This is a genomic window from Tardiphaga sp. 172_B4_N1_3 (assembly GCF_052076035.1).
GTDB lineage: Bacteria > Pseudomonadota > Alphaproteobacteria > Rhizobiales > Xanthobacteraceae > Tardiphaga > Tardiphaga robiniae.
The window spans coordinates 6,132,901-6,157,616 of sequence record NZ_CP197238.1 but is presented as its reverse complement, the minus strand read 5'-3'; the positions used below and the strand labels follow the sequence as shown (position 1 = coordinate 6,157,616).

The window sequence follows — 24,716 nt, the reverse complement described above, 5'->3', positions numbered from 1 at the left end:
TCTGCGGCTTTTACCAGACGCCAGTCATGGTTAATGCGGAGTTACCAAAGCGTGTTTTGGCCGAGAAATGAAGCGGTATTCGCTTGTTCGTGAAGGGCCCGTGACAAAGCAAAACCGCCCGCCTGAATGATCAGACGGGCGGCGATGTCGGCATCGGGCGAAGGGGGCGCTACCGCCTGACGCCTATCAGTTCCGGGCTGTTAGCCCTGCGGCTGATTGTTATCCGATGGCGGGGTCGGCTTTGGACGGTGTTGCGCCATGAACTGGTCGAACTCTTCCTTGTCCTTGGCGTGACGCAGACGATCGAGGAAGCTCTTGAATTCGTGCTGTTCTTCCTCGAGGCGGCGCAGGGTTTCGACGCGATATTCGTCGAAGGCGCGGTTGCCCGAGGTCGGCGGGCCGAAGCCGAAGCCCGATCCGAAGCCTGAGCGCTCCATGCGGCTGCGCATGCGCTCCATCTTGTACTGCATCCGCTCCATCTTGTTCTCGAAACGGCCGTTACGATCCCAGCAACCCATTTTTCTGCTCCCGAGTGTGAAGAAGAGAAGTGCGAGGCCAACCGGCCACCAGATGATAAAACCGAGCACGATCAATACGATGTGCCATGGTGAGCGCATCTGGTAGGACACCCGATCATCGGCGGGTGGACCCCATCGATTGTAATCTGCAGCGTTGGCCATTTTCCTCTCCATCAGCGGCACCATGCCGCTTGTGAATGTAAATAACATTTACATACGTAGCTCACGGCCGGATTTTGTCAAGGCGACCGCAAGGGGAGCGCCGCGAATTATTTTGGGGCGGTTCCCCAAGGACCCGATTTGGGCGCTGTAGATGTGTCGGACTTGTGGACGTTTTGGTCGGTTGGAAAGCCCAGTCCGCGCAAATAAATCAGCGCGCCGGCTTCCAGCAGGTCGTCCGGCGACATCGGCAGCTTGCGCCGCGCGGCATCGCCGCGGCCAAACAGCGAGGCCACGCCGTGCGCCAGCGACCAGATATGCAGCGCCATCATCATCGCCGGCGGACGCGTCACACCGGGCGGCGTCAAGGCGGCCAAACGTTCTGCCGCCGCACGGATCACACCGAAGGCACGTTCTCCCGCCGCGGCCAGTTCAGGACTGGAATCTACGGGGATTCCGGATTCGAACATCGCCGAATAGAAGGCCGGTTCAGTGCGGGCGAAGTTCAAATACGCCTTGCCGATCCGCTCGAAGGCCGTGACCGTATTCGGACGGCCATCATCCCACGCCGCCGTCAGCACCTGCTCGAACTGCTCGAAGCCACGCTGCGCGATGCTGGCGAGAAGATCGTCGCGATCGCGGAAATGGCGATAGGGCGCGGCCGCGCTGACACCGGCCGTGCGCGCGGCATCGGCGAAGGTGAAACCCGCGGGCCCCTTCTCCGCAATCAGCCCGAGCGCTGCCTGCAGCAGGGCCTCTTTCAGATTTCCGTGGTGATAACCGCGCTCGCCGCGGCTGTCTTTGCGCCAGCTCATGTGAAGGGCTTTAACATGAGCCGGGCCAAAAGGTCACACCAAAACGGTGTGACCGGCGCAAATTCCCTCAACAAATCAACGCCGGCCGCATGCGGAAATCCTGCGGCAGGCATGCGGCCGTGTTGCGACACGACCGTTTCATGCCCGTCGCAGTGATTTTGCCTCAGCCGAGCCGCTTTGCGGTGGTCTGCATTTCCTCAAATCCCGAGGCGACGGCCTGCACGTCCTCCGGATAATCAGCCATTTCCTGCACCTGGCGAATCTCGATCACCTCGTTGGGCGTCGCCGGGCAGCGACTGGCCCAGGCGATGGCCTCATCGCGCGAGGCGACGTCGATCATCCAGTAGCCGCCGAGCACTTCCTTGGATTCCGCGAACGGCCCGTCGGTCACCACCGGCTTGCCGGATGGAAAGGACACCCGCGCGCCCATCGATGGCGGGTGCAGTCCATCGCAGGTGATCAGCACACCGGCATCCATCAGCGCCTTGTTATAGGCCATCATCAACGCGACGCGCTCGACATCCTCCGGCACGGTGCCCGGCGCCGCAGTTTCATAGCCGCCGGGGATCATCAGCATCATGAATCGCATGGTCACTATCCTCGTTGAACTCGTCGCTTATTTCCTGGCGGCTTGCGCGCGCAGGCGCTCTTCCTTCTCGCGCAATTCGGGCGTGAGGGCGTCGCCGAAATCCTCGGCCGCAAACACCTGACGGATTTCGATCTCGTCGCCGGCCGCAAACGGCGCGCGCTTCATCCACGCGATCGCCTCGTCCTTCGAGGCGACGTCGATCAGCCAGAAGCCCGCTATCAGATCGCGCGTCACATCGAACGGCCCCTGCTTCACCACTGGCTCACTGCCGGTAAAGGCGATGCGCGCGCCCTTTGAGGTCGGATGCAGCCCCTCGCCGGCCTGCATCACGCCGGCATTGCACATCTCCTCATTGAACTTGCCCATCGCGGTCAGCAGTTCCGTCGTCGGCATCACGCCGGCTTCGGTGTCCTTGTTTGCATGCACAATCACCATGAAACGCATCGGTCTCTCCTTGTTCACTAGCGGTCCATGGCCTTGCCCAACGAACCCTCTGTAACTAGACGAACGGGATTGTGCGGCACCGACACGTTTACGAAATAATTTCGGGAGCGGCACTTCTAGCCCGCCCTAGGCACGGCGAAATCCTCGCGTAAACGAGCGACGTACCCGACATAACTGACGGTACTCTTCGTTACAGGTCGAACACCGCTACATTTGCCTGCCCCGGAAACGAAAACGAATCGATTAAATCAAAAATGTCAAGAATAGTGATGAATGCATAATCGAGCATCATCGCAGATTCAGAAGCAGAAAGCTGCTTTTCAGTAATTAGGTTCATGGGGGTCGAGTGCAGCAACCTGCTCGTATAGGCGTAGAGAAAATTGTACTGTTCAATCATCCCGACGTCATTGGCGCGATCTTTCCAGTTCCAACGCACCTTAGACAAACGAAACATAGGCTCGCTAAGAATACTCGATTTCGCGCTGCAAAGTTTATCAAGACTCTTCTGTATTTCCGCGAGCTGTAAGAGCTGACGCGGCAACTCCTTCTCTCGAATGATGTTACATTGATATCCATAGCCATTGAATTTTGCTGCGCTAGCGTAAATGGAAAAGGCGCGACGCGCCTTATTATCAAGATCATCGGTCAAATTGCGGTGAGTAACCTGCGCTGCCTGAATTTCCTCGTCTGTTGGATTACCCTCCAAAACCGAAAAGAATGAAAAGTCGAGATTTTCTCCATCAATTCTCTCAAACTCGTGAAAGAGAGATATCTCGCTATTGGCCTTGGCTATGAACATTTCCGTATTTTGCTTTTGTTGCTTGAGAAGCTGCTCGTAAAACAGCAGCCCATACTCTCTTTCTCTGTTGAAGAGGCGAAGCCAAATAACATTCTCGAATAAATTGCGAGCGATTGCTAATAGTTCAAAAGTTCCAGGCTCAGCTTCCAGAGCGAACGAGCTCTTCATCTTGTCGAGAGTGCCAAGCTGGGCCTGAAGAATCCAAAAGACTGAAGAGTGATTTCGCTCCACTCCTTCAGGAAGAGATGGGCTTAAGAACTGCAACTTGCCCCGCACACGGGCTCGCACCAATGACTCACGCGCTGCAATCGTGGCTCGAATCTCCGCAACTACGTTCTTAGAGTTTGAAGTTAGCACCGCGCACCCCGCCAATTCTTCTCATGCAAATCTACAACGTTAATTCCACTATACACAGCCCGAATGAATCCTATACCACTCAAGCTATTCTTCGCGATTGGATAGTTGCGCAGCTCCGCATACTTCGGCTGCAATCTTCGCTTTGCCCCTTACCTCTTTTTATTCTTGCTGAAGAATGAGCGCTAAGATTTCCACTTCAAAAACAACCCATTCCTATGCGTCGCACCGAAATACACATCGATCGACCGGATGAGATCGCCCTGGAAGCCGAAGATTTCGGTGTTGCGAAAGCTCTTGCCGTCCTTCGCCACGCAACGATAGGTCACGAAAGCCACATCGCCATCGACCGCGATACGCTCAAGATCATGCTGCGCGATCCAGTCGGCGACACGCCAGCAGCGGGCGAAATAGGTAGGCTTGTCGATCCCGTCATCGAACGGGCTCGTAAAGGTGAAGTCGTCCGTGAACGCATCTTCGACGGCCTTGCGGTCATTGCGCAAATAGGCTGCAAACAAGTCTTGGATGATCCTGGCCTTGTCGGCACTCATGATGCTCACTCCTCGGGAAACATGTGTGCGTACGGCTCCGCCTCCTTCACCACCCGTGCGAATGATGGACGCGCCAGCAACCGGCCCAGATAGGCCGAGACGTCGCGATGCGCGTCTCCGAACGGATGCACCTTGTTCGCGTAATAGAGCGCCGGCGCAGCCGCGCAGTCGGCGAGCGTGAACGCTGTGCCCATCGCCCACACGTTCGTCGCCATCTGCCTGTCGATCATGCCATAGGACGTGGTGAGCTGGGCCCGCGCCATGGCGACGCCATGCGGATCCTTCTTGTCAGCCGGCACCAGACGGTCGCCGACGATCTTCTGCGTCGGCGTGTGCACATAGAGATCGTAAAAGCGATCGCGTAACCGCATCTGCAGGCCGGCGTCGCCATCGGGGATGAAACGCGTGCGGCCGGGGAAATGCCGGTCGAGATACTCGATGACGATGGAGGACTCCGGCACGATCGCGCCGCGCTCATCATCTTCCAGCACGGGGAATTTGCCGATCGGCCACAGTTTCAACAGCGCCGCGCGCTCGGCCTCATCGCCGAGATTGACCATATGCGGCGTGAACGGCGTGTCGTTCTCGTAGAGCGCGACCAGCGCCTTCCAGCAGTAGGACGACAGCGGATGGAAATGCAATGTGAGGGACAAGGGAACCTCCTATCGGTGAACGATATCGCTCGCAAACGACGCCGACAGGTGGCGCCGTGCACAGGACGAACGAGATTTTCTATTGCCGACATCCCATGGCCCTTTTTCGATGTGGCGGACGCAGAAGTCATGCAGCCGGGCCTCGGGAACAATCAAGGAATTCCAAACTGGAGCAATACTAAACTCGCGGTCTGTGGAAACGATGGTTTGCCGTTCACACCGCCTCACGCGCGCGTTACCGCCTTAGCTGAAAATTAGCTAAGGAGCGTAAGCGTGGCCATTTCCCAAACCTCACAGCGACTCTTCGGAGCGTCTGTCGCAGTTCTTATGACCTTCGCGATCGAAGCTCCGACGCAGGCGCAGAGCCAGCTTCCGCCCGTCGTTGTCGAGCAGGCCAAACCGCGTGCCACGCCGGCACGTCCGCAGCGGTCGCAGACGACGCGCTCCGCCGCCAGCCGTCGAACTGCAGCGCGGGGGCCGACGGCGCCGGCCGCGACCGCCGCTCCGGCTGCTGCAGCTTTCGAATCCGGCACGGGTCCGGTCCAGGGCTACCTCGCCGGGCAGAGCACCACTGGCATGAAGACGGACACGCCACTGCGCGAGACGCCGCAGTCGATCACGGTGGTCACGACCGATCGCATGGCCGATCAGGGCGCGACGAGTGTTCAGGATGCCCTGCGCTATATCCCGGGCGTCTTCGCCGACGCCTACGGTGTGGACTCACGCGGCGACTATCCGCGCATCCGCGGTCAGGACCCCAATATCTATCTCGACGGTACGCGCGCGGCGGACGCCTATCGGTTCAACGAATGGCGGCCCGATCCCTATACGGCCGAGCGCATCGAGGTGATGCGCGGACCGGCGTCCGTACTGTACGGCGACACGTCCACGGCGGGCCTGATCAACCTGATCTCGAAGCGCCCGCAGGCGGAAGCGGCGAGCGAGATCGGCGTTCAATTTGGCAGCTTCAACCGCAAGCAGGTGCAGATCGATACGACCGGCAAGCTGACCAAAGATGGCGAGTGGTTGTATCGCTTCGTCGGCGTCTTCCGCGACAGCAACATGCAGACCGACTTCACCAAGGACGACCGCATCGTGCTGGCACCGTCACTGACCTGGCGGCCGACCAACAACACCAGCTGGACTGTGCTCGGCACCTATCAGAAGGACACGAGCGGCAGCTCTACGGCGTTCCTGCCGCATGAAGGCACGCTGTTCGCGGGGCCGAACGGCTTCATTCCGGTGAATCGCTTCGCGAGCTATCCCGGCTACGACAAATACCAGACCGAGACCGGTGCTTTCAGCAGCCTGTTCGAACACAGCTTCAACGATGCTGTGAAAATCACCCAGAACCTACGCTTCACGCATGTCGAAGGCATCTATCGGACGGCCTACCCGGATTCCTACTCAAATCCCTCGAATCCGTTTCTGGATCCGGAGCACCGAACGGTGGCGCGCTACATTTCCAGCCAGGAAGTGGCCAAGGACAGCCTGACCATGGACAACAATGTCCAGCTCAAGCTGATGACCGGACCTGTTTCGCACAAGATGCTGTTCGGCCTCGACTATCGCGACCTGAACCAGCGCACACGTTCAGGCGGTGGCTTTGATCCAACACCGTTCGATCTCTATGCTCCCGTCTACACCAGTCTTACGGCGCCTGTGTTGTCCGACACCCCCGCGGTGCGGCAAAGCCAGCTCGGCCTGTACGCGCAGGACCAGATGCGGCTCGGCCCCTGGCTCGCCACGGTCGGCGTTCGACAGGACTATGTCAGCAACCGCGTCGCAGGCAGCCCCGACGAAGACACCAAGGCCACAACGGGCCGCGTGGGCCTGATGTATGAAACGCCTGTTGGCTTCAACCCCTACGTCACCTACGCGCAGTCGTTCAATCCGATCTTCGGCGCCAATGTCTGCGCCGAGATCTGCAAGGCGCAGCGCGGCGAGATCTACGAGGTCGGTTTCAAGTACAATCCATTCCCGGGCACCGCGATCAATGGCGCTATTTTCGACACAGTCGAGAAGAACCGGCTGGCCTCAGGATCCGTGCCCGATGCAAATGGTTTCATCGCTTCGATCCAGACCGGACAGGTGCGTATCCGTGGCGTGGAGCTCGAGGTCATCACCCAGGTGACGCCCGACCTCAGACTGATTGGCAGCTACTCCTATCTCGATGCCAAGGTTGAAAGCGGCGACAATGTCGGCAAGCATGTGGAAACCGTGCCGGATCACCAGGCATCGCTGTGGGGCACCTATCGCTTGACGTCGCTGGGTCTGCGCGACGTCACCCTCGGCGGCGGCGTGCGTTATATCGGCGAGTCCTGGGACGGCACGGATACGCTCCGCACGCCGGACTACACGCTGTTCGACGCCATGATCAAATACGAGACAGGCCCTTGGCGTTTCCAGGTCAACGCCAGCAACATCACCGACAAACGGCACCTCGCCACCTGCCTCGCGCGTGGCGACTGCTTCTACGGCATCGGGCGCACAGTGCTGGGGTCAGCGACCTACCGGTTCTGAGTGGTCAGACCTGCCACAACCAGTTCGCGGCCGGGCTTGTCCCGGCCGTTGTCGTTCTCTAAACAGCCCTGAAGTGATCAAGACACAGGGCAGGACATGACCAAGGCTGACGGCAAGGAACAGATTCGCAAGGTTGCACTCGTCACGGGCGCCGCACGCGGCATCGGCCTTGCCGTGGCCAAGCGCTTTCTCGGCGAGGGCTATCGCGTTGCGCTGCTGGATATCGAGGGCGAGCTGCTCGATGCCAGCGTCAAGGCGCTGAACGATCCCGACAACACGCTGGCGCTGCATACGGATGTCTCCGACGCCGCTGCTGTCGACAAGGCCTTTGCCGCCACGCAGGCTCGCTTCGGCCGGCTCGATGCGCTGGTCAACAATGCCGGCATCGCGAATTTCAAGCCTCTGCTCGAGACGACGCTGGCGGAATGGGAACGCATCATGGCCGTGAACCTTACCGGCCCGTTCCTGTGCACCAAGGCGGCGGCCCCCTTGATGCGCGAGCATGGCGGCGGCGCCATCGTCAACATCGCCTCGATCTCGGCGCTACGCGCGTCCACGCTGCGCGTCGCCTACGGCACCAGCAAGGCCGGCATCATTCACTTCACCAAGCAGTCCGCCGTCGAGCTGGCGCTGCTCGGCATCCGCGTTAATGCGGTGGCGCCGGGCCCGGTGGAAACCGCGATGGCCAAGGCCGTGCATACGCCCGCGATCCGCGCCGATTATCACGATGCGATCCCGCTCAATCGCTATGGCGGCGAGGACGAGCTCGCCGACGCCATCTTCTTCCTGTGCAGCGACCGGTCGAGCTATATCACCGGCCAAATGCTGGCGGTCGACGGCGGTTTCGACGCCACAGGCATCGGCCTGCCGACGCTGCGGCGCGAGGGCATCAACGGCTAGCGAAGGTCAGCGCCCGGATGACGCGCAGCATCATCCAATTGCACGGCTGCCGATTCGATCGCGCAGCTTTGCCACCTTAGAGAGATACTAATTCCAGACTAATTGTATGACGCCCCGGACGTCTTACGGCTGCGTCGCTGCGTGATAAGTCGCCTGCATCACTTGGTATGGGGTGCGGGCAAATGACATTCAAATCTTCCACACATCTGGGATGGCTGGTCGGGACGGCACTGCCGATGCTGGCGTTGATCACGACGCCATCGCAGGCGCAATCGCCGCAAGGCAGCACGGCATTGCCAGCCGTGGTGGTGGATCAACCCGTTCGCCCAGCCGCACGTGCGCGCGCGACCCGCCTATCGACGGCGCGCGCGCGTGCAACGCGCCAGGCTGCGGCGCGCAACAATGCGCCAGTTGCTGCTGCCACCGCGGCTGCCGGTGTTCGTGCGGAAACCGCCACCGGCCCGGTTCAGGGCTATCTCGCCAATCGCGGCATGGGCGGCACCAAGACCGACACGCCACTCCGCGAGACGCCGCAGTCGATCTCGGTCGTGACCGCCGATCGCATCACCGACCAGGGCGGCCTGTCTGTCCAGGAAACCCTGCGCTATGTGCCAGGCGTCACCGCCGATCCGTTCGGCGGCGATGCCCGCGGCGACTACACGTTGATCCGCGGCCAGGAGCCGAGCCGCTATCTCGACGGCATGCAGGGCTCGCGGCCCAGCCAAGTGCTGGAATGGCGCCGCGATCCCTATGCGCTGGAGCGCATCGAGGTGCTGCGCGGGCCATCGTCCGTGCTGTATGGCGGCTCGTCCACCGGTGGCGTTCTCAACGAAGTATCGAAGCGCCCGCAGGCCGAATCCCGCAACGAGATCGGCGTGCAGTATGGTTCCTTCGACCGCAAGCAATTGCAGATGGACTCCACCGGCAAGCTGACCAAGGACGGCGAGTGGCTGTATCGCTTCGTCGGCGTGCTGCGCGACTCCAACTCGCAGGTCGATTACGTGCCGAACGACCGCATCCTGCTGGCGCCGTCGCTGACCTGGCGCCCGACCAATGACATCTCATGGACCGTGCTCGGCAACTACCAGAAGGACAGTTCCAGCTCTTTCAGCGCCTTCCTGCCCATCGAGGGCGTGCTGAAGCCCGGCCCCAACGGCTATATCCCGGTCAACCGCTTCGCCGGCGAACCGAATTACGATCGCTACAACATCACCACCGGCGGCATCACCAGCCTCTACGAGCAGAGCTTCGGCGATGTGCTGAAGATCAAGCAAAGCTTCCGCTACAGCCACACCGACGGCGATTACGCCATCATGTATCCGGACCTGTATTCCAACCCGACCAACCCATTCCTCGACGCCGGCCGGCGTACCGTGCAGCGGATCTATTATGCCCGTCAGGCCGCGAAGGACGCCTTCACCTCCGACAGCAATGCCGAAATCAAGCTGCAGACTGGCGCAGTGTCGCACAAGGTGCTGGTGGGCATCGACTATCTCGGTCTGCACGAGAAAACCCGCAGCGGCAGCGGCCTCGATCCGCGGCCGTTCGACCTGTATGCACCGGTCTATAGCAGTTTCTCCGCGTCGCTGACCGACGATCCCCAGGCGCAGCAGGGCCAGACCGGCTTCTATGCCCAGGACCAGATGCGGCTGGGCCCGTGGCTGGCACTGCTCGGCGTGCGGCAGGACTATGTCAGCTATAGTGTCGAGGGACTGCCCACCCAGAATGACAGGGCCACCACCGGCCGCGCCGCGCTGATGTATGAGCTGCCGTTCGGCGTGACGCCCTATGTGTCCTGGGCGCAATCGTTCAATCCGATTTTCGGCGCCGGCACCTGCGCCGCGTTCTGCAAGCCGGTGCGCGGCGAGCAGTATGAGGTCGGCGTCAAGTACAATCCGTTCGCCGGCACAGCGATCAATGTCGGATTTTACGACACCACCGAGAAGAACCGGCTGTCCGGCGACCCGTCCAATCCGATCTTCTCGATCCAGACCGGCCAGGTGCGGATCAAGGGCGCCGAACTGGAAGTGCTGACCAGCGTCACACCCAATCTCGACCTGATCGGCGCCTATGCCTATACCGACGCGCGGATCGAGTCCGGTGACAATGCCGGCAAGCGCGTCGCCAGCGTGCCGCAGCAGCAGGCCTCATTGTGGGGCAAATATCGCCTGGCCTCGCTCGGCCTGCCTGAGGTCACCGTCGGCGCCGGCGTGCGTTACATCGGCGAATCCTGGGACGGCATCGACGTGCTACGCACGCCCGACTACACGCTGTTCGACGCCATGGTGCGCTGGGACAACGGCCCGTGGCGGCTGCAGTTCAACGCCACCAACATTGCCGATACCCGCAACATCGCCACCTGTCTGTCGTTCGGCGACTGCTTCTACGGCATGGGCCGCACGCTGCTGAGCACCGCGACGTATCGGTTCTGAGGCGAACCGATACCCATTTTGCTCGAAAACGCTCTAGAGAACGCGGAGCCCCAGCATAAAAAAGGCCAGCGCGCCGGTGGATGCCGCCGTGCGCACGTGGTTCCAGCCGGTCCAGACCGACAGATAGCGCGTCCACAGACTTGCAGTCTCGGCGCTGTCGGCGGGTGCGGCAGCGAGCGCGTCGTTCAGCGGCACGTTGAAGACAACGGTGACGAGGAAGGTACCGACGGTATAGAGCAGCGCACCCGTGACGAGATAGGGTGACGCCGGATGCGACCAGTTCAGTACCGCGATCACAGCGATGATGACGCAGAGCAGCACCGTGCCCATAAAAGCGGTGAGGAACAGCGGGCTGAGAATCGTGCTGTTGATCGACTGCATCGCGGCAATACCGGCCGGTGCCGGCAACTTGCCGAGCGCGGTCATCACCGTGACCGAGAATACGAAGAACAGCCCGGCCATCAGGCCGGAGCCTATCGCTGCCGCAAATGTCAGGCCGAACGACATTCGTCCCATCCTCACCTCGACCCTGTCGGTGCTCAGCCTAGCAGTTTTACTACTCCGCGAGCTGCGGCGAAAGTTCGCGCGGGCGCAGCGTGGCGATACTGACGGCAAGCGCACCAACCGCCGTGCAGGCGATGGTCGCAACCATCGGCAACGAGGTGCCGTCAAAGAACAGGCCGGACACGCCGATCATCACGCCGCCACTGACCATCTGCAGCGTACCGCCCAGCGCCGATGCGATGCCCGCGATGGGGCCGTGGTTCTCCAGCGACAGCACCATGGTGGACGGGATCACCACACCGAGGAAGGCGAAGGACACGAACAGCAGCGGAATCAGCACGGCAAGGCTGGTGAAGCCGGCCAGTGTCAGCGCCAGCAGCACGACTGCGAAAAACGCATAGGCCGACACCGCCGCCATCACCACGCGGCCCATGCCGAAGCGGCCACCGAGGAAACCCGCGAATTGTGAGGCGCCGATGAAGCCGATGGCGTTGACCGAGAAAGCCAGGCTGTATTGCGTCGGCGTCAGGCCGTAGTGCCCGATATAGACAAAGGACGATGTCGCAAGGAACGCAAAGAAGCTCGCCATGCCGAGGCCACCGATGAAGGTGAGCCCGAGAAAGTGCCAGTCGCGCAGCAGCTCGCCAAAGCTGCCGAGCACATTGCGCACGCTGCCCGAGATGCGCTCATGCGCGGGGCGCGTCTCCGGCAGCAGCGAGGCCACCAGCACAAGGGCAATGACGGCTGCGATGGTCGTTGCAACGAACACGGCGCGCCAGCCGAATGGAACGATCAGCGCACTTCCGCCGAGCGGCGCGAGGATCGGTGATACCGAGAATACCAGCATGACCAACGCCATCAGCCTGGTCGCCTCAGGGCCGGTGTGCAGATCCCTGATGATGGCACGCGGGATCACGCCCATGGCGGCGGCGCCGAGTCCCTGGACGAAACGGAACGCGATCAGCCACGCCACACCCGGCGCCAGCGCGCAACCAATCGACCCGGCGATGAACAGCGTCAGACCTGCATAAAGCGGCGCCTTGCGGCCATAGACGTCGGATAGCGGACCATAAGCGATCTGGCACAGGCCGAAGGCGATGAAGAACGCAATCAGCGTCATCTGCGTCGCCGAGGTCGTGGTGTGCAAATCGGCGGTGATCGCCGGCAGCGCCGGCAGATACATGTCGATGGCGAAGGGACCGACGGCGGAGAGCAGGCCGAGCACGACGGCGTTGCGGGTAAAGGCGGACATGGGATTTTCTTTTCTTGTTCAACGTGGCCGGGACGCATCTTCGATCGCTGATCGTGACACGCCGGCTGGGATGAGGAGCAAGGCACAGCCTCTCACAACACCAATGATCTGACGGGGCGCCTTGTAGCGGAAGCGAGCCCTACATGCCAATCAAGCGGTTGGCATCGTGTCCCGCCCCTCACCCGCCGCGAAGACGCGGCGACCTCTCCCCGCGCAGGTGCGGGGAGAGGTAAGAAAGCGGCGTACGCCTCACATCACTCCATCGCGCAGTTGATCATCCAGGGCGCACCGAATTTGTCGACACACATACCAAATCCCTTTGACCAGAACGTGGCGCCGAACGGCATCTTGATGGTGCCGCCCTCGGACAATGCCGCGAACACCTTGGCGCCATCTGCAGGATCCTGGATCTGCAGACAGACCGACATGCCTTGCATCTTCTCAAAATAATCCGGCGGCGCGTCCGAGGCCATGATGACCTCGCCATCGACCGAGATCTGGCCATGCAGAACCTTCTTGGCCATCGACGGCGGCATCTGTTCCGCCGCGGGCGAGCCTTCCACATGCATGATGACGTCGATCTTGGCGCCGATCGCCTTCACGTAGAAATTGAGCGCCTCTTCGCAATTGCCATTGTAGTGAAGATAGGGATTCACCTGCATCGCTCTTTCCTCCGGTTAAAAACTCTGGTTTCGGATCGGGATCATCGCGCGCATAGCGGGATCGCGCAGGTACAGCCCACCCCATGCCATCACGCCGATGTAAAAGCCAAACAACAGATGCGTGAACAGCGGGCTGTCGACGCGCAGATGTGTCGCCATCGCGCCGCCGAGAAGCCCGGTGAGCAGAATGGCGCCGAAAACGGACGTGCGCGGGATCGCGTACAGCAATGCGCAGAGCAGCGTGAGAACGCCAAGGCCGCGCGCCTGCGCCATGCTGCCGCTATAGCCGAGCTGCTGCATGGTCTCGGTGACCTCCTTGATCGGCACCAGCTTGATCCCGCCATCCATCACCAGAAAGAGAATGACGAGGCCGCTGAGAATGCGGCCGATCCAGAGCGCGATACGGGAAACGGGCATGAAATGGTCCTGTGGTTCGAATAGCTGCCGATGTCTCAAAGACGAGCGGCATCGACGTAATCCGACACCGCTATAGAAATTATTCGCGGTGTGCTTTCTTCCCTCCCCCCTTGCGGGGGAGGGTGGCGCGCAGCGCCGGGAGGGGGGGGCCACACACGCCATCGCTTGTGGTGGGGGGGGGGGGGGGGGGGGGGGGGGGGGGCGCGGGGGGGGGGGGGGGGGGCGCCCCCCCCCCCCCCCCCCCCCCCCGCCACACACGCCATCGCTTGTGGTTACCCCCCTCCCCGGCCCTCCCCCGCAAGGGGGGAGGGAGCAGAAAGCGTCTCGCCCGTCTTTCGTTTGCGGCTACTGTTCGGCGGCTTGCTCTCCAGCATCAGCCGATCGAGATGCATCCGGATGTGATCGGCCTCCGCCGACGTATTGGCCAGCGCGATGGCGCGGTTGAAGCTTTCCCGCGCTTCATCGTTGCGGCCGAGTTGCATCAGATATGCGCCTTGCACGCCGAAAAAGTGGAAATAGTTCGAGAGCTTTGCGGCCAATGGCGCGATCATCTCCAGCGCCGCTTCGGGACCGCGCACTTTCGAAACCGCCACCGAGCGGTTGAGCGTGATCACCGGCGACGGCTGCAGGATTTCCAGCGAGCCATAAAGCAGGTCGATCTGTGCCCAGTCGGTGTGTTCCGGTTTCGCCGCGCGGGCATGCAACGCGGCAATGGCCGCCTGGATCTGATAGGCGCCGGTGCGGCGATGGCGCATCGCCTTGTCGATCAACGCCAGGCCTTCGGCGATCATCTTGGTGTTCCACAGCGTGCGGTCCTGATCGTCGAGCAGCACCAGCGCACCATTGGCATCGAAACGCGCCGCCGAGCGGGCATATTGCAGCAGCATCAACGCTACCAGGCCCATGATCTCCGGCTCGGCCGGAAACAGCTTGAGCAGCAATCGTCCCAGGCGGATCGCCTCCTCGCACAACGGCGCGCGCAGATCGATACTTTCGCCTGACGCCGAATAGCCCTCGTTGAAGATCAGATAGAGCATGGCGGCCACGGCCGCGAGACGCTCGCTGCGCTCCGGCGCGCCGGGCGTCTCGAACGGCACATTGGCCTTGGCGACGGAAGATTTGGCGCGGGTGATGCGCTGCTCCATCGCGGCATCCGAGACGAGGAACGCGCGGGCGATCTGCTTCACCGTCAGGCCCGAGACGATCCGCAGTGCCAGCGCAATCTGCTGCGTCGCCGGGAGTTGCGGATGGCAGCAGATGAACAGCAGCCGCAGAATGTCGTCGCGATAATGCGAGCCATCGAGACGCTCGGCGAGTTCGCTCTCGGCATCGTCCAGATCGGATATCGCGTGGTCGTCCTCCGGCAGCGGCTGCTGCTTCGCGCCACGGCGGATATCGTCGATAGCCACATTGCGACCGACCATGATCAGCCAGGCGGCGGCATCGCGCGGCGGGCCATTTTGCGGCCAGGTCTTCAGCGCGCGCAGGCAGGCGTTCTGGAACGCCTCCTCCGCGGTATCAAGGTTGCGGAAATAGCGCAGCAGCGCGCCGAGCGCCTGGGGACGCGCCGAGGTCAGCGCCGCATCGATCCAGGCGACATCGGTCATGGCTGAAACGCTCCGTGGAAGACGCCGATCGGGCGAATTTCATAGGCGCCGCCGGGATTGGCGCGGCCGAGGTCCTGCGCAATCTCCAGCGCGCCGTCGAGATTTTCTGCCTCGACCACATAGAAACCGAGCAACTGTTCCTTGGTTTCAGCGAAGGGGCCGTCCAGCACCACCGGCGGCTCGTCCTTACGCAACGTTGTCGCCGCGGTGGTCGGCAGCAGTCGCGCAACGGGACCGAGCCGGCCCTGTTGCGCGAGCTTGCCGTGCACAACGGCAAGCTTCGCCATCACGGCGTCGTCTTCGTCCTTCGACCAGCCGCCGACAACGGCTTCATCGTGGTAGCAGAGGATGGCGTAAAGCATGGGGTCTCCTTGGATGAAAGACGGTCGACATCGTGCGATCCCGACAGGTTAGCGGAAATTATTGTTGGGAGCGCGGCGACGTGGAACACGTCATGCGGAGGACCGGCATAACAGGCCGACCGCCTTCTGCAGGAACGCCTCCAGCTCTGCGCGCGGAACACCGGCACGGGACCGGATCGAGAACATATTCAGTATCGCAGACGCCATCTGCGACAGCGTGGGAACATCGATCGTCTCCGGCAATTCGCCGCGCGCGACGGCGGTCTTGAAACACCAGCCAAAGGCGTCATCGAGCTCGACAAAATTTTCGCGCATCATCGCGCCGATCTCCGGATCGGCGATAGCGTCGGACGCCACCGTCATGACAGCAAAACAGCCGCGCGGCGCGGTATCGCCTGTGGTGTAGATGTCGAGTGCCGCATCGAAGAACCGGCGCAGCCGCTCCCGGATGTCGATATCGGCCTTGAAGATCTCGATGACCCGGACGGTGTAGTCGTCGCGATAGCGCTGGTAGCTCTTGACATAAAGCGCGCGCTTGTCGCCGAAGGCGCCGTAGAGCGACGGCCGGTTCATGCCGGTCACTTCGCTGAGATCGTCGAGCGACGTCGCCGCATAACCGCCTTTGCGAAACAGCGCCAGCGCCTGCCCGATCGCCACATCGGGCTCATAGGCGCGTGGCCGGCCGCGGCGCTTCGGCTCGGTGGCCACCTCCGGCTTCGCCACGACGACGGGCTTTTTCTTTTTTTGTACCATTTCGCATTAATTCCTTGACCAGATTTATATTATGCGAGACGGTACGAAAATCAACCGGCGGACAGGTCGTAAACAGTCCGCCATCTCAAGGAGGCTTCCATGGATCTGTATTTCTCCCCGATGGCCTGTTCGATGGCCACTCGCATCGCGCTGTATGAGGCCGAAGCCGGCGCCGATGCCCGGTTCTTCGAGGTCGATCCACTGAACAAGGAGGTGCGCAACGACGGTTCGGATTTCCGCGACGTGAATCCGCTCGGTCTGGTGCCGACGCTGCGCACCGACGATGGCGTCATCCTCACCGAGAATGCTGCGATCCTGCAGCATGTCGCCGACTGGTTTCCGCAGTCCCCCATCGCCGCGGGTTCGGGCATCGACCGCAGCCGGCTGCAGCAGTGGCTCTGCTTCATCGGCACGGAACTGCACAAGGGGCTGTTCGTCCCGCTGCTGGCCAAGAAGGCCCCCCCGGAGATGAAGGCCTATGCACTACAAAGCGGGTTGTCGCGGCTGACCTATCTCGAAAACCATCTCACCGGACGCGACTTCCTGCTCGACAGGTTCAGCGTCGCCGACGCCTATCTTGTCACGGTGCTGAACTGGACGATGGTGTTGCCGGAGATCGATCTGAACAATTGGCCGGCGATCAAGGCCTATCACAAGCGCCTGCGCGAACGCCCGAGCATCGTGCGCGCGGTCACTGAAGAGTTCGAACTGTTCAAGGCCGAACAGGAACGGCACAAGGCGGCGGCGTGATCACGCCACCGCGCGGCGACCGATGATGGCAAAGCGCAATCGGCTGGAGATCCAGTCGATTGCCGCCACGGCGACCAGGATCATCAGGATCAGAAACGAGACCTTCTGCCATTCCAGCACGCGGATTTGCTCGGCGAGCTGAAGACCGATACCGCCCGCGCCAACGATGCCGATGATGGTGGCGGAGCGGGTGTTGGACTCGATGAAATACAGCACCTGTCCGGCGATGACAGGCAGAACCTGCGGCATCAAGCCGAAACGAATCTCGTGCATTGCGCTGCCGCCGGAGGCCCGAATGCCCTCGACCTGCTTCTTGTCGGCGGCTTCAATGGCTTCCGAAAACAATTTGCCGAAGGCGCCGAAATCCGAAATCGCGATCGCCAGCACGCCGGCAAACGGGCCGAGACCGACGACGTTGATCCAGACCAGCGCCCAGATCAGCGTATCGACGCCGCGAATCGAATCCAGAAAACGCCGGACCGGAAAGCGAAGCCACGCGGACGGAATGACGTTGCGTGCCGCGAGCAGACTGACCGGCAGCGCGAACACTGCAGCAAGGGTGGTGCCAAGCAGCGCGATCGACAGCGTCTCGCCCATCGCGTGCAGATAGGCAGGCAGTGACGAGCCGGGATCCGGCGGGATCATCATCATCGTGATCCAGCCAAGTTCGCGCAGGCCGGTCCACATCCGCGCCGGCGAGAAATCGAGTTCATTGAGCCCGAAGATGAAAAGCGCCAGCGCCGCGACCAGGATGGCGGGCACACCGGCGCGCGAGGCCATCGGGCGGTTGAAGACATCGGGATAGCGCCCGCGCAATGCGGGGGTATTGATGTCAGGCTGCCTGTTCATGATCTGGCTTCCTTGCCGAACAGACGGCCGCGCAGCCAGCCCGTGCCGATGTCGATGATGAAGACCGTGACGATGATCATCAGCAGGATCGCACTGACGTCGGAATAATAGAACTTTCTGACAGCAACGACGAGTTCCTGGCCGATGCCGCCGGCGCCGACGAAGCCCATCACGGAGGCACCACGCACATTGATCTCGAAGCGCAGCAGCGTGTAGCTCGCAAATCCGGCCGCGACCTGCGGCAGCACCGCAAAGCGCATGCAGTCGATCCAGCCCGCTCCGGTCGAGCGAATGCCTTCCACCGGCTTCATGTCGATATTCTCGACGATCTCGCCATAGAGCTTGCCGAGCGCCCCAACGCAGTGGATCGCAATGGCCAACACGCCGGCCATCGGGCCAAGGCCAAAGGCGATGACGAAGATCAGCGCGAACACGATATCCGGCACGGTCCGGCAGAATTCCATGAAGCGGCGCACGGCAAAGCGCAGCGGCACTGAGGGCGCAGTGTTCTCGGCCGCGAGAAAATTGAGCCCGAAGGCCAGCACGGCACCGATCAGCGTGCCGACATAGCTGATCAGCACGGTCTCGCCGAGCAGCGACAGCCACTTCTTCCAACCCCAGAACCATTCATTGACGTCGGTCCAGACCCGGGTGCCGGCCTCAAGCGTGAAGATACGATCGAAATAACTGCCGAAATTTCCGATCTTCTCCACAAAAGTCCTGAGATTGACCTCGGCGCCCAGCGCCGCGACGAACAGCGCTGCAAAGCAGGCCACCACGACGAACAGCGTGCGCAACCGCCGGCGCGCAACCGCCTTGCGGTAGGCATCGTTCAGCGCAGCGAGCTGCGGAGCCGGAAGGATGGAAACGGCGGCGGACATGATGTGCGGGCCTATCTAGGATCAAACACAGAAAAGGAGCCGGACCATTGCTGATCCGGCTCCCTTCAATGCTCAGGCGATCAGGACGCCTTCTTCTTACGAAGCGCGTCGACGAACTTGATCAGGTCGATGGTCGCGTCCCAATCCTTGGTGGTCGCGGCATGGAAGCCCTTCTTCTGGCCGTCCGACAGGCGATCAAAAGCCGCCTTGTCCTTGGTCGGTGCATCGACGAAGGCCTTGGCGATGGCGACCTTGAGCTCTTCGGGCAGGTCGGAGCTATAGGCATAGGGGCCGTTGATGATCGGGGCCGACTTGTGGATGATGCGGAAGTCTTCCTTCTTCATCGCCGAGCCGTCGGCATTCTTCAGCATGCCCTTGGTCAGCATCTGCTGCAGCGTCGAGTCGTTGTCGTTGGTCCACTGGTTGGCGGCGACATCGACGGTGCCCTGCGACAGCGCCAGCAGCGCATTTTCGTGGCTGCCGGTGAACACGACCTTGCTGAAATAGGTGTCGGCATCGGAGATGCCCATCTTGTCCAGCTCGAAGCGCGGCACGTTGTTGCCGGAGGTTGAATTCGGATCGACCAGACCGAGATTCTTGCCCTTCAGATTGTCGACCGACTTGTAGGGGCTCGACGCTTTGACGAAAAACACCGAGTAGTAGCCCGTCGAGCCATCGATGTTGATGTCGTTGGCGAAGGCATCGGTCTTGACGCCGGTGAGGCGGGCGCGCGCGAACGAGGCCGAGCCGTAGCTGGCGATGTGGATGTTGCCGGAGCGCTGGCCTTCGATGACGGCTGCGTAGTCATTGGCGATGCGCAAATTGACCTTCACGCCGAGTTCTTTCGACAGATAGGCGACGAAGGGCGCCCAACGCTCGGTGACGCCCGAGGCGTTTTCTGCCGGGATGATGGCGAAGGTCAGTTCCGGATACTTGGCCTTGTAATCCTGGGCCGAGGCCGAGGTGGCGGCGAAAGCCAGCGCCGCGGCGCTGAGCAGAATGGAGCGACGGTTGATCATGACAGTCCCTGTTTTGATCTGAGGTGAAACGTTTTTTCTTGGTAGAAGGCGCGTCTATCGCGGCGATGCCATCGTTACGATGACGTCACCGCGATAATTTCAACGCACTGCAATCACGCGACAGCAGCAACACCGTATTCGGGAACGCGGACAGGCGTCGGCATATGCGCCGATCCCATCACCTCATCGGCTTCGAGATCGTAGAGTTCACGGGCGATATGCTCGGTGAGCGCGGACGGCGCGCCATCGAACACGACGCGGCCGGCGGACATGCCGATCAGGCGATCGCAATAGGTGCGCGCCAGATCGAGCGAATGCAGGTTGCACATCACGGTGATGCCGAAGTGCTTGTTGATCCGCAGCAGCGCATCCATGACGATGCGGGTGTTGCGCGGATCGAGCGAGGCGATCGGCTCATCCGCGAGAATAATGTCGGGCTGCTGCACCAGTGCACGCGCGATGGCGACACGCTGCTGCTGACCGCCGGAGAGCTGATCGGCGCGTTGCGAAGCATATTGCGCCATGTCGAACTGCTCCAGCGCCGACATCGCCAGCGCGCGGTCGTCCTCGGGCCACATCTGGGTCAGCGAGCGCCACTGCGGCATCTCGGCCAGACGGCCCATCAGCACATTGGTCAGCACGTCGAGACGGCCGACGAGATTGAACTGCTGGAAGATCATGGCGGAGCGCGCGCGCCACTTGCGCAGATCGCGACCCTTGAGTGCGGTGACATCGGTGCCATCAAATACGATACGGCCTTCAGTGGGCTCGCACAGGCGATTTATCATGCGCAGCATGGTCGACTTACCGGCACCGGAACGGCCGATCACGCCGACGAATGCGCCCGGCTTGATCTCGAACGACGCGTTATCGACGGCAGCCTTGGCGCCGAAACGGCACGTCAGCTTATCCACCACCAGCATGAGGCACTCCAATGACAATAGACATCGCCACCGGTAACGCCCGCGTTTAACAATGATGTGACATGTGCCCTGCGCATACGGGTTATCGTCGTTGCGGGAAAAGGACGCCCGAATTCATGTGAACGTCACGACACCGTCACGAAACCGACCGAAGAGGTGCCCGCGCGCCAGCGCACACTCTAATATATCACCCACCGATTCCTCTTCCGTCGCACGAGCGTCACATGGCCGGAAAACAACTCTCGCTCACGCCAGCGGTCGATCCCACCGCGAAACTCGTCGATACCGAGCTCGGCGCCTATACCGAAGTCGGCGCGCGCACGATCCTCAACGAAGTGGCGATGGGCGACTATTCATATGTCGTGAATGACGGCCAGATCACCTACACGACGATCGGAAAGTTCTGCTCGATTGCGGCGATGACGCGGATCAATCCCGGCAATCACCCGATGCACCGGGCGACGCAAGCCCACTTCACCTATCGCGCCAGCGCCTATTTCCCCGGTGAGAGCGACGACGCCGACTTCTTCGCCTGGCGCCGCGCGCATCACTGCACTATCGGCCATGACGTCTGGCTCGGTCATGGCGCCATCGTGCTGCCCGGCCGCAAGATTGGCACTGGTTCTGTGATCGCCGCCGGCGCCATCGTGACCAAGGACGTCGCCCCCTATACGATCGTTGCCGGCAATCCGGCGCGGCCGGTGCGGCGGCGGTTTTCCGAAACTGTGGAAGATGGGCTGATGGAGCTCGCCTGGTGGGACTGGGAGCACGAGATGCTACGACAGGCATTGCCGGATTTCCGCAAGCTCCCGGTCGAGGATTTCCTGAGCAAGTATAAAGGCGTCAAGGCGCCCAGGCAGATGGCAGTGACATGACGGATATCTTTATCGACGGCGGACGCACTTTGCTCGGCCAGGACATGGCCGAGACCTCACTGCAGATTGGGGATGGCGTGATTGCGGACATCGGATCGGATGCACCCCATGGCGCGCTCGGCCTCGATGCCTCCGATCTGCTGGTGCTGCCGGGAATCGTCGATCTGCATGGCGACGCCTTCGAGCGGCAGTTGATGCCGCGCCCCGGCGTCGACTTCCCGGTCGATGTTGCCTTGATTGACAGCGACCGCCAGGCCATCGCCAATGGCATCACCACGGTGTTCCACGGCACCACGTGGTCCTGGGAGCCAGGCCTGCGCGGCGCGGAGAACGCCCGCAAGCTGCTGGATGCCATCGAGACGCTGCGGCCGAAGCTCGCCTCCGACACGCGCTTCCATCTGCGGCAGGAGACGTTCAATCTCGACGCCGAAGATGAGATCGTCGGCTGGCTGCAGGCCGGCCGCATCGATCTGCTCGCCTTCAACGATCATATGGACATCGCCGGCATCTCAAAGCCGGCAAAGCGCGCGCGGATGGTCGAACGTACCGGGCTCAGCAGCGATGCCTTCGACCAGCTGGTCGATCGCGTGCTGTCGCGCACCGATGAGGTGCCTGCCTCGATTGCCCGCCTCGCCAAAGCGGCGAGCGCTGCCGGCGTGCCGACGCTCTCGCATGATGACGCAACGCCTACGATGCGCGATGACTTCCGCAGGCTCGGCGTCAATATTGCGGAATTCCCGATCAACGAAGAGACCGCGAAGGCCGCGGCGGCGGCCGGCGATTTCATCGTGTTCGGCGCGCCCAATGTGGTGCGCGGCGGCAGCCATACCGGCTGGACCAAGGCGTCCGAAATGATCGCCAAGGGCCTCTGCTCGATCCTCGCATCGGACTATTATTATCCCGCGCAATTGCTGGCCGCATTCCGACTGGTCGAGGATGGTATCCTGTCACTGCCGCAAGCCTGGGCGCTGATCTCGTCCGCGCCCGCAAAGGCCGCCGGACTTATCGATCGCGGCGAGATCGCAGGCGGGCGCCGTGCCGATCTCCTGCTCGTCGATGACAGTGCCGCGCTGCGGCCGCGCATCGTCGCCGTCATCGCACAAGGCAAGCTCGTGCATCTGACCGATGCCGCGCGGCTGCAGCCGGCGCGTGCCATGCAACGTAAAGCTATTGCCGCAGCGTAACGCGGCTTTATGGTGCGGCCATGAATGAATTCCCGCGCTACGCGATCTATTATGCCCCCGACGCCAACAGTGCCCTCTCCCACTTCGGCGCCGAAATCCTTGGTTATGATCCCTTCGCCGGCAATGACGTGCTGGTGCCCGGCGATCTCATCATGCAAGCGCCGGACTGGCCGGCTGTCATCAAGGACCCACGCAAATACGGCTTTCACGCCACGCTGAAGGCACCGTTCTCGCTGACGTCGGAAGCCACCGAAGCCGACCTGATCGCGGCCTTCGATGAATTCGCCCGGATGCCCCGCGCCATCCCGGAAATCTCGCCTGTGGTTGGTATCATCAGCGGCTTCACGGCTGTGGTGCCGGATGCGCCCTCGACTGAGCTCGCCGCACTGGCGCAGACCTGTGTCGAAGGATTCGAGGTGTTCCGCGCACCGATGACGCCGGAGGATCGCGCACGGCGCAAACCGGAGAACCTGACGCCGCGGCAGGTCGAGCAGCTGGATCGTTTCGGCTATCCCTATGTGCGCGACGACTTCCGCTTTCACATGACGCTGACCGGACGGCTTGCACCCGAGCGCAGCGCCGCGGTACTGGCGATGCTGCAGCAGCGGTTCGCGACACTTGATCTCACCTCACTGCGGATCGACCGCATCGGCCTGTTCCACCAGACATCTGCGACGTCGCGCTTCCAGGTGCTGCGTCACGCGCCGCTGACGGCGACTTGACGCGTCACGAGGATGCCATCTCGTCGGCCCGTTTCCAGGCCGGAAACGGATCGGCGAGCTTGGCCCAACCGGCGATATCCATGCCGGGCTTGCCAGGCACGAGACAGGCATCGAGCCGACGACGGATATCGCTTTCATCCATGTCGGAACCGATGAAGACGATCTCCTGACGCCGGTCGCCATAGATCTCGTTCCAGTTCTTCTTCAGGGACTGCCGCCAATACGGATCGTCCGGCCAGCGATCAACGGGGACATTGGCCCACCAGAATCCCATGCCTTCGGTACGCACGATGGCGCCCGCCTGGCTGAGTTCGCCGACCCATTGTGGCCGCGTTGCCAGCCAGAAATGCCCCTTGCTACGGATCACGCCGGCCCAGCTCTCGCGCAGAAAGGCCTGAAACTTCTCGGGATCGAACGGCCGCCGCGCGCGATAGACGAAATTCGTCACGCCGTATTCTTCGGTCTCCGGCACGTGATCGGCGAAGCCATAGAGCTCCTTGTGCCAGAGCGGATGCTGCTGCGCCTTTTCAAAATCAAAACGGCCGGTATCGAGCACGCGGTCGAACGGCACGTTGGCAAAATTCGCCTCGATGATATCGGCATCGGGATTGAGCGCGCAGATGATCTTGCGCGCGCTGTTGCATTGCTCAAGCGTGGCGTCATTGACCTTGTTGAGCACCACGACATCAGCGAATTCGATCTGCTCCACCAGCAGATCCACCAGCGTGCGTTTGTCGCCGTCGAGGGCCTCGCCGCGGTCCTGCAGAAAGTCGGTGGAGGAATAGTCCTTCAGCAGGTTCACCGCATCGACGACGGTCACCATGGTATCGAGCTGCGCCACGTCGGAGAGGCTGTCGCCGTTCTCGTCGCGGAAATCGAAGGTCGCGGCCACCGGCAGCGGCTCTGCAATTCCGGTGGATTCGATCAGCAGGTAATCGAACCGCCGGCTCTCGGCGAGCGCACGCACCTCCTTCAGCAGATCGTCGCGGAGCGTGCAGCAGATGCAGCCATTGGTCATCTCGACCAGCTTCTCATCCGTCCGCGACAGGTTGGCACCGCCATCGCGAACCAGGGCCGCATCGATGTTCACCTCGCTCATGTCGTTCACAATCACCGCCACTTTCAGGCCGTGACGATTGTTCAGCACGTGGTTCAGCAAAGTTGTCTTTCCAGCCCCGAGGAAGCCGGACAAGACTGTGACGGGGAGTTTTTGCATCGA

The 24,716-nt window shown here is 61.8% G+C and carries 26 protein-coding genes; 7 read left to right on the top strand and 19 right to left on the bottom strand.

Annotated features, from left to right (window positions below):
• Nucleotides 1-200: 200 nt before the first annotated feature.
• The 7 genes from AB7783_RS29035 to AB7783_RS29005 form a co-directional block, all read right to left on the bottom strand.
• Nucleotides 201-680, bottom strand: a complete 480-nt coding sequence (locus AB7783_RS29035; protein WP_441279546.1) for a DUF2852 domain-containing protein — start codon at nucleotides 678-680, stop codon at nucleotides 201-203.
• A gap of 107 nt (nucleotides 681-787) precedes the next feature.
• Nucleotides 788-1,492 carry a TetR/AcrR family transcriptional regulator gene (locus AB7783_RS29030; protein ID WP_092139180.1) on the bottom strand — a complete coding sequence of 235 codons (705 nt, stop codon included), beginning with the start codon at nucleotides 1,490-1,492 and terminating at the stop codon, nucleotides 788-790.
• Between the two features lie 163 nt (nucleotides 1,493-1,655).
• A complete protein-coding gene (locus AB7783_RS29025; protein WP_439073097.1) occupies nucleotides 1,656-2,081 on the bottom strand; it encodes a YciI family protein in 426 nt (141 codons plus the stop codon).
• 27 nt (nucleotides 2,082-2,108) lie between these two features.
• Nucleotides 2,109-2,525 (bottom strand): YciI family protein, encoded by a 417-nt coding sequence (locus AB7783_RS29020; protein ID WP_315840746.1) that lies wholly within the window; start codon nucleotides 2,523-2,525, stop codon nucleotides 2,109-2,111.
• A 190-nt stretch (nucleotides 2,526-2,715) separates the two neighbouring features.
• Complete coding sequence (locus AB7783_RS29015; protein ID WP_441279545.1) at nucleotides 2,716-3,612, bottom strand: hypothetical protein; 897 nt, start codon at nucleotides 3,610-3,612, stop codon at nucleotides 2,716-2,718.
• Between the two features lie 251 nt (nucleotides 3,613-3,863).
• The gene (locus AB7783_RS29010) at nucleotides 3,864-4,229 is read right to left on the bottom strand and encodes a nuclear transport factor 2 family protein (protein ID WP_441279544.1); all 366 of its coding nucleotides are present in this window, start codon (nucleotides 4,227-4,229) and stop codon (nucleotides 3,864-3,866) included.
• Between the two features lie 5 nt (nucleotides 4,230-4,234).
• Entirely contained in the window at nucleotides 4,235-4,882 is a 648-nt protein-coding gene (locus AB7783_RS29005) for a glutathione S-transferase family protein (protein WP_441279543.1), read from the bottom strand.
• A gap of 327 nt (nucleotides 4,883-5,209) precedes the next feature.
• Between AB7783_RS29005 and AB7783_RS29000 the strand changes: the two genes are divergently transcribed.
• The 3 genes from AB7783_RS29000 (at nucleotide 5,210) to AB7783_RS28990 (ending at nucleotide 10,737) form a co-directional block, all read left to right on the top strand.
• Nucleotides 5,210-7,405: a TonB-dependent siderophore receptor gene (locus AB7783_RS29000; RefSeq protein ID WP_441279542.1), complete on the top strand. Its 2,196-nt coding sequence runs from the start codon at nucleotides 5,210-5,212 to the stop codon at nucleotides 7,403-7,405.
• Nucleotides 7,406-7,501: 96 nt separating this feature from the next.
• Complete coding sequence (locus AB7783_RS28995) at nucleotides 7,502-8,305, top strand: SDR family NAD(P)-dependent oxidoreductase (protein ID WP_441279541.1); 804 nt, start codon at nucleotides 7,502-7,504, stop codon at nucleotides 8,303-8,305.
• Between the two features lie 182 nt (nucleotides 8,306-8,487).
• Entirely contained in the window at nucleotides 8,488-10,737 is a 2,250-nt protein-coding gene (locus AB7783_RS28990) for a TonB-dependent siderophore receptor (RefSeq protein ID WP_441279540.1), read from the top strand.
• 33 nt (nucleotides 10,738-10,770) lie between these two features.
• Here the strand turns inward: AB7783_RS28990 and AB7783_RS28985 are convergent, their stop codons facing one another.
• The 7 genes from AB7783_RS28985 to AB7783_RS28955 form a co-directional block, all read right to left on the bottom strand.
• A complete protein-coding gene (locus tag AB7783_RS28985) occupies nucleotides 10,771-11,253 on the bottom strand; it encodes an anthrone oxygenase family protein (RefSeq protein ID WP_093759414.1) in 483 nt (160 codons plus the stop codon).
• Nucleotides 11,254-11,293: 40 nt separating this feature from the next.
• Nucleotides 11,294-12,493, bottom strand: coding sequence for a multidrug effflux MFS transporter (locus tag AB7783_RS28980; protein WP_441279539.1), 1,200 nt, complete (start codon nucleotides 12,491-12,493; stop codon nucleotides 11,294-11,296).
• A gap of 254 nt (nucleotides 12,494-12,747) precedes the next feature.
• Nucleotides 12,748-13,155 (bottom strand): VOC family protein, encoded by a 408-nt coding sequence (locus tag AB7783_RS28975; RefSeq protein ID WP_068733526.1) that lies wholly within the window; start codon nucleotides 13,153-13,155, stop codon nucleotides 12,748-12,750.
• Between the two features lie 15 nt (nucleotides 13,156-13,170).
• A complete protein-coding gene (locus AB7783_RS28970) occupies nucleotides 13,171-13,572 on the bottom strand; it encodes a DoxX family protein (RefSeq protein ID WP_441279538.1) in 402 nt (133 codons plus the stop codon).
• A gap of 272 nt (nucleotides 13,573-13,844) precedes the next feature.
• Nucleotides 13,845-15,179, bottom strand: a complete 1,335-nt coding sequence (locus AB7783_RS28965) for an RNA polymerase sigma factor (RefSeq protein ID WP_441279537.1) — start codon at nucleotides 15,177-15,179, stop codon at nucleotides 13,845-13,847.
• Nucleotides 15,176-15,541 carry a YciI family protein gene (locus AB7783_RS28960; protein WP_092139199.1) on the bottom strand — a complete coding sequence of 122 codons (366 nt, stop codon included), beginning with the start codon at nucleotides 15,539-15,541 and terminating at the stop codon, nucleotides 15,176-15,178. Before AB7783_RS28960 ends, AB7783_RS28965 begins: the two co-directional genes overlap by 4 nt.
• A 90-nt stretch (nucleotides 15,542-15,631) precedes the next feature.
• On the bottom strand, nucleotides 15,632-16,294 hold the full coding sequence (locus tag AB7783_RS28955; protein ID WP_441279536.1) for a TetR/AcrR family transcriptional regulator: 663 nt from the start codon (nucleotides 16,292-16,294) through the stop codon (nucleotides 15,632-15,634).
• A 99-nt stretch (nucleotides 16,295-16,393) separates the two neighbouring features.
• Here AB7783_RS28955 and AB7783_RS28950 point away from each other — a divergent pair, with 99 nt between their 5' ends.
• Nucleotides 16,394-17,044, top strand: coding sequence for a glutathione binding-like protein (locus AB7783_RS28950; RefSeq protein ID WP_441279535.1), 651 nt, complete (start codon nucleotides 16,394-16,396; stop codon nucleotides 17,042-17,044).
• Here AB7783_RS28950 and phnE (AB7783_RS28945) read toward each other — a convergent pair whose 3' ends face one another.
• The 4 genes from phnE (AB7783_RS28945) to phnC form a co-directional block, all read right to left on the bottom strand.
• Nucleotides 17,045-17,893, bottom strand: a complete 849-nt coding sequence (phnE, locus tag AB7783_RS28945) for a phosphonate ABC transporter, permease protein PhnE (RefSeq protein ID WP_441279534.1) — start codon at nucleotides 17,891-17,893, stop codon at nucleotides 17,045-17,047.
• Nucleotides 17,890-18,774, bottom strand: coding sequence for a phosphonate ABC transporter, permease protein PhnE (gene phnE / locus AB7783_RS28940; RefSeq protein ID WP_441279533.1), 885 nt, complete (start codon nucleotides 18,772-18,774; stop codon nucleotides 17,890-17,892). The genes phnE (AB7783_RS28945) and phnE (AB7783_RS28940) overlap by 4 nt, the downstream gene beginning before the upstream one ends.
• A gap of 80 nt (nucleotides 18,775-18,854) precedes the next feature.
• Nucleotides 18,855-19,793 carry a phosphonate ABC transporter substrate-binding protein gene (phnD, locus tag AB7783_RS28935; RefSeq protein WP_439062263.1) on the bottom strand — a complete coding sequence of 313 codons (939 nt, stop codon included), beginning with the start codon at nucleotides 19,791-19,793 and terminating at the stop codon, nucleotides 18,855-18,857.
• 113 nt (nucleotides 19,794-19,906) lie between these two features.
• Nucleotides 19,907-20,716: a phosphonate ABC transporter ATP-binding protein gene (gene phnC, locus AB7783_RS28930; protein WP_231077998.1), complete on the bottom strand. Its 810-nt coding sequence runs from the start codon at nucleotides 20,714-20,716 to the stop codon at nucleotides 19,907-19,909.
• A 224-nt stretch (nucleotides 20,717-20,940) separates the two neighbouring features.
• Here phnC and AB7783_RS28925 point away from each other — a divergent pair, with 224 nt between their 5' ends.
• Genes AB7783_RS28925 through AB7783_RS28915 form a run of 3 tightly spaced genes read left to right on the top strand, consistent with a single transcriptional unit; the run spans nucleotide 20,941 to nucleotide 23,497 of the window.
• Entirely contained in the window at nucleotides 20,941-21,591 is a 651-nt protein-coding gene (locus tag AB7783_RS28925) for a chloramphenicol acetyltransferase (RefSeq protein WP_439079476.1), read from the top strand.
• On the top strand, nucleotides 21,588-22,775 hold the full coding sequence (locus tag AB7783_RS28920; RefSeq protein WP_441279532.1) for an alpha-D-ribose 1-methylphosphonate 5-triphosphate diphosphatase: 1,188 nt from the start codon (nucleotides 21,588-21,590) through the stop codon (nucleotides 22,773-22,775). The genes AB7783_RS28925 and AB7783_RS28920 overlap by 4 nt, the downstream gene beginning before the upstream one ends.
• Before the next feature lie 20 nt (nucleotides 22,776-22,795).
• Entirely contained in the window at nucleotides 22,796-23,497 is a 702-nt protein-coding gene (locus tag AB7783_RS28915; RefSeq protein WP_441279531.1) for a DUF1045 domain-containing protein, read from the top strand.
• A 4-nt stretch (nucleotides 23,498-23,501) separates the two neighbouring features.
• On the opposite strand, the gene zigA is transcribed toward AB7783_RS28915, so the two are convergent.
• Nucleotides 23,502-24,713 carry a zinc metallochaperone GTPase ZigA gene (gene zigA, locus AB7783_RS28910; RefSeq protein WP_120288517.1) on the bottom strand — a complete coding sequence of 404 codons (1,212 nt, stop codon included), beginning with the start codon at nucleotides 24,711-24,713 and terminating at the stop codon, nucleotides 23,502-23,504.
• Nucleotides 24,714-24,716: the final 3 nt, after the last annotated feature.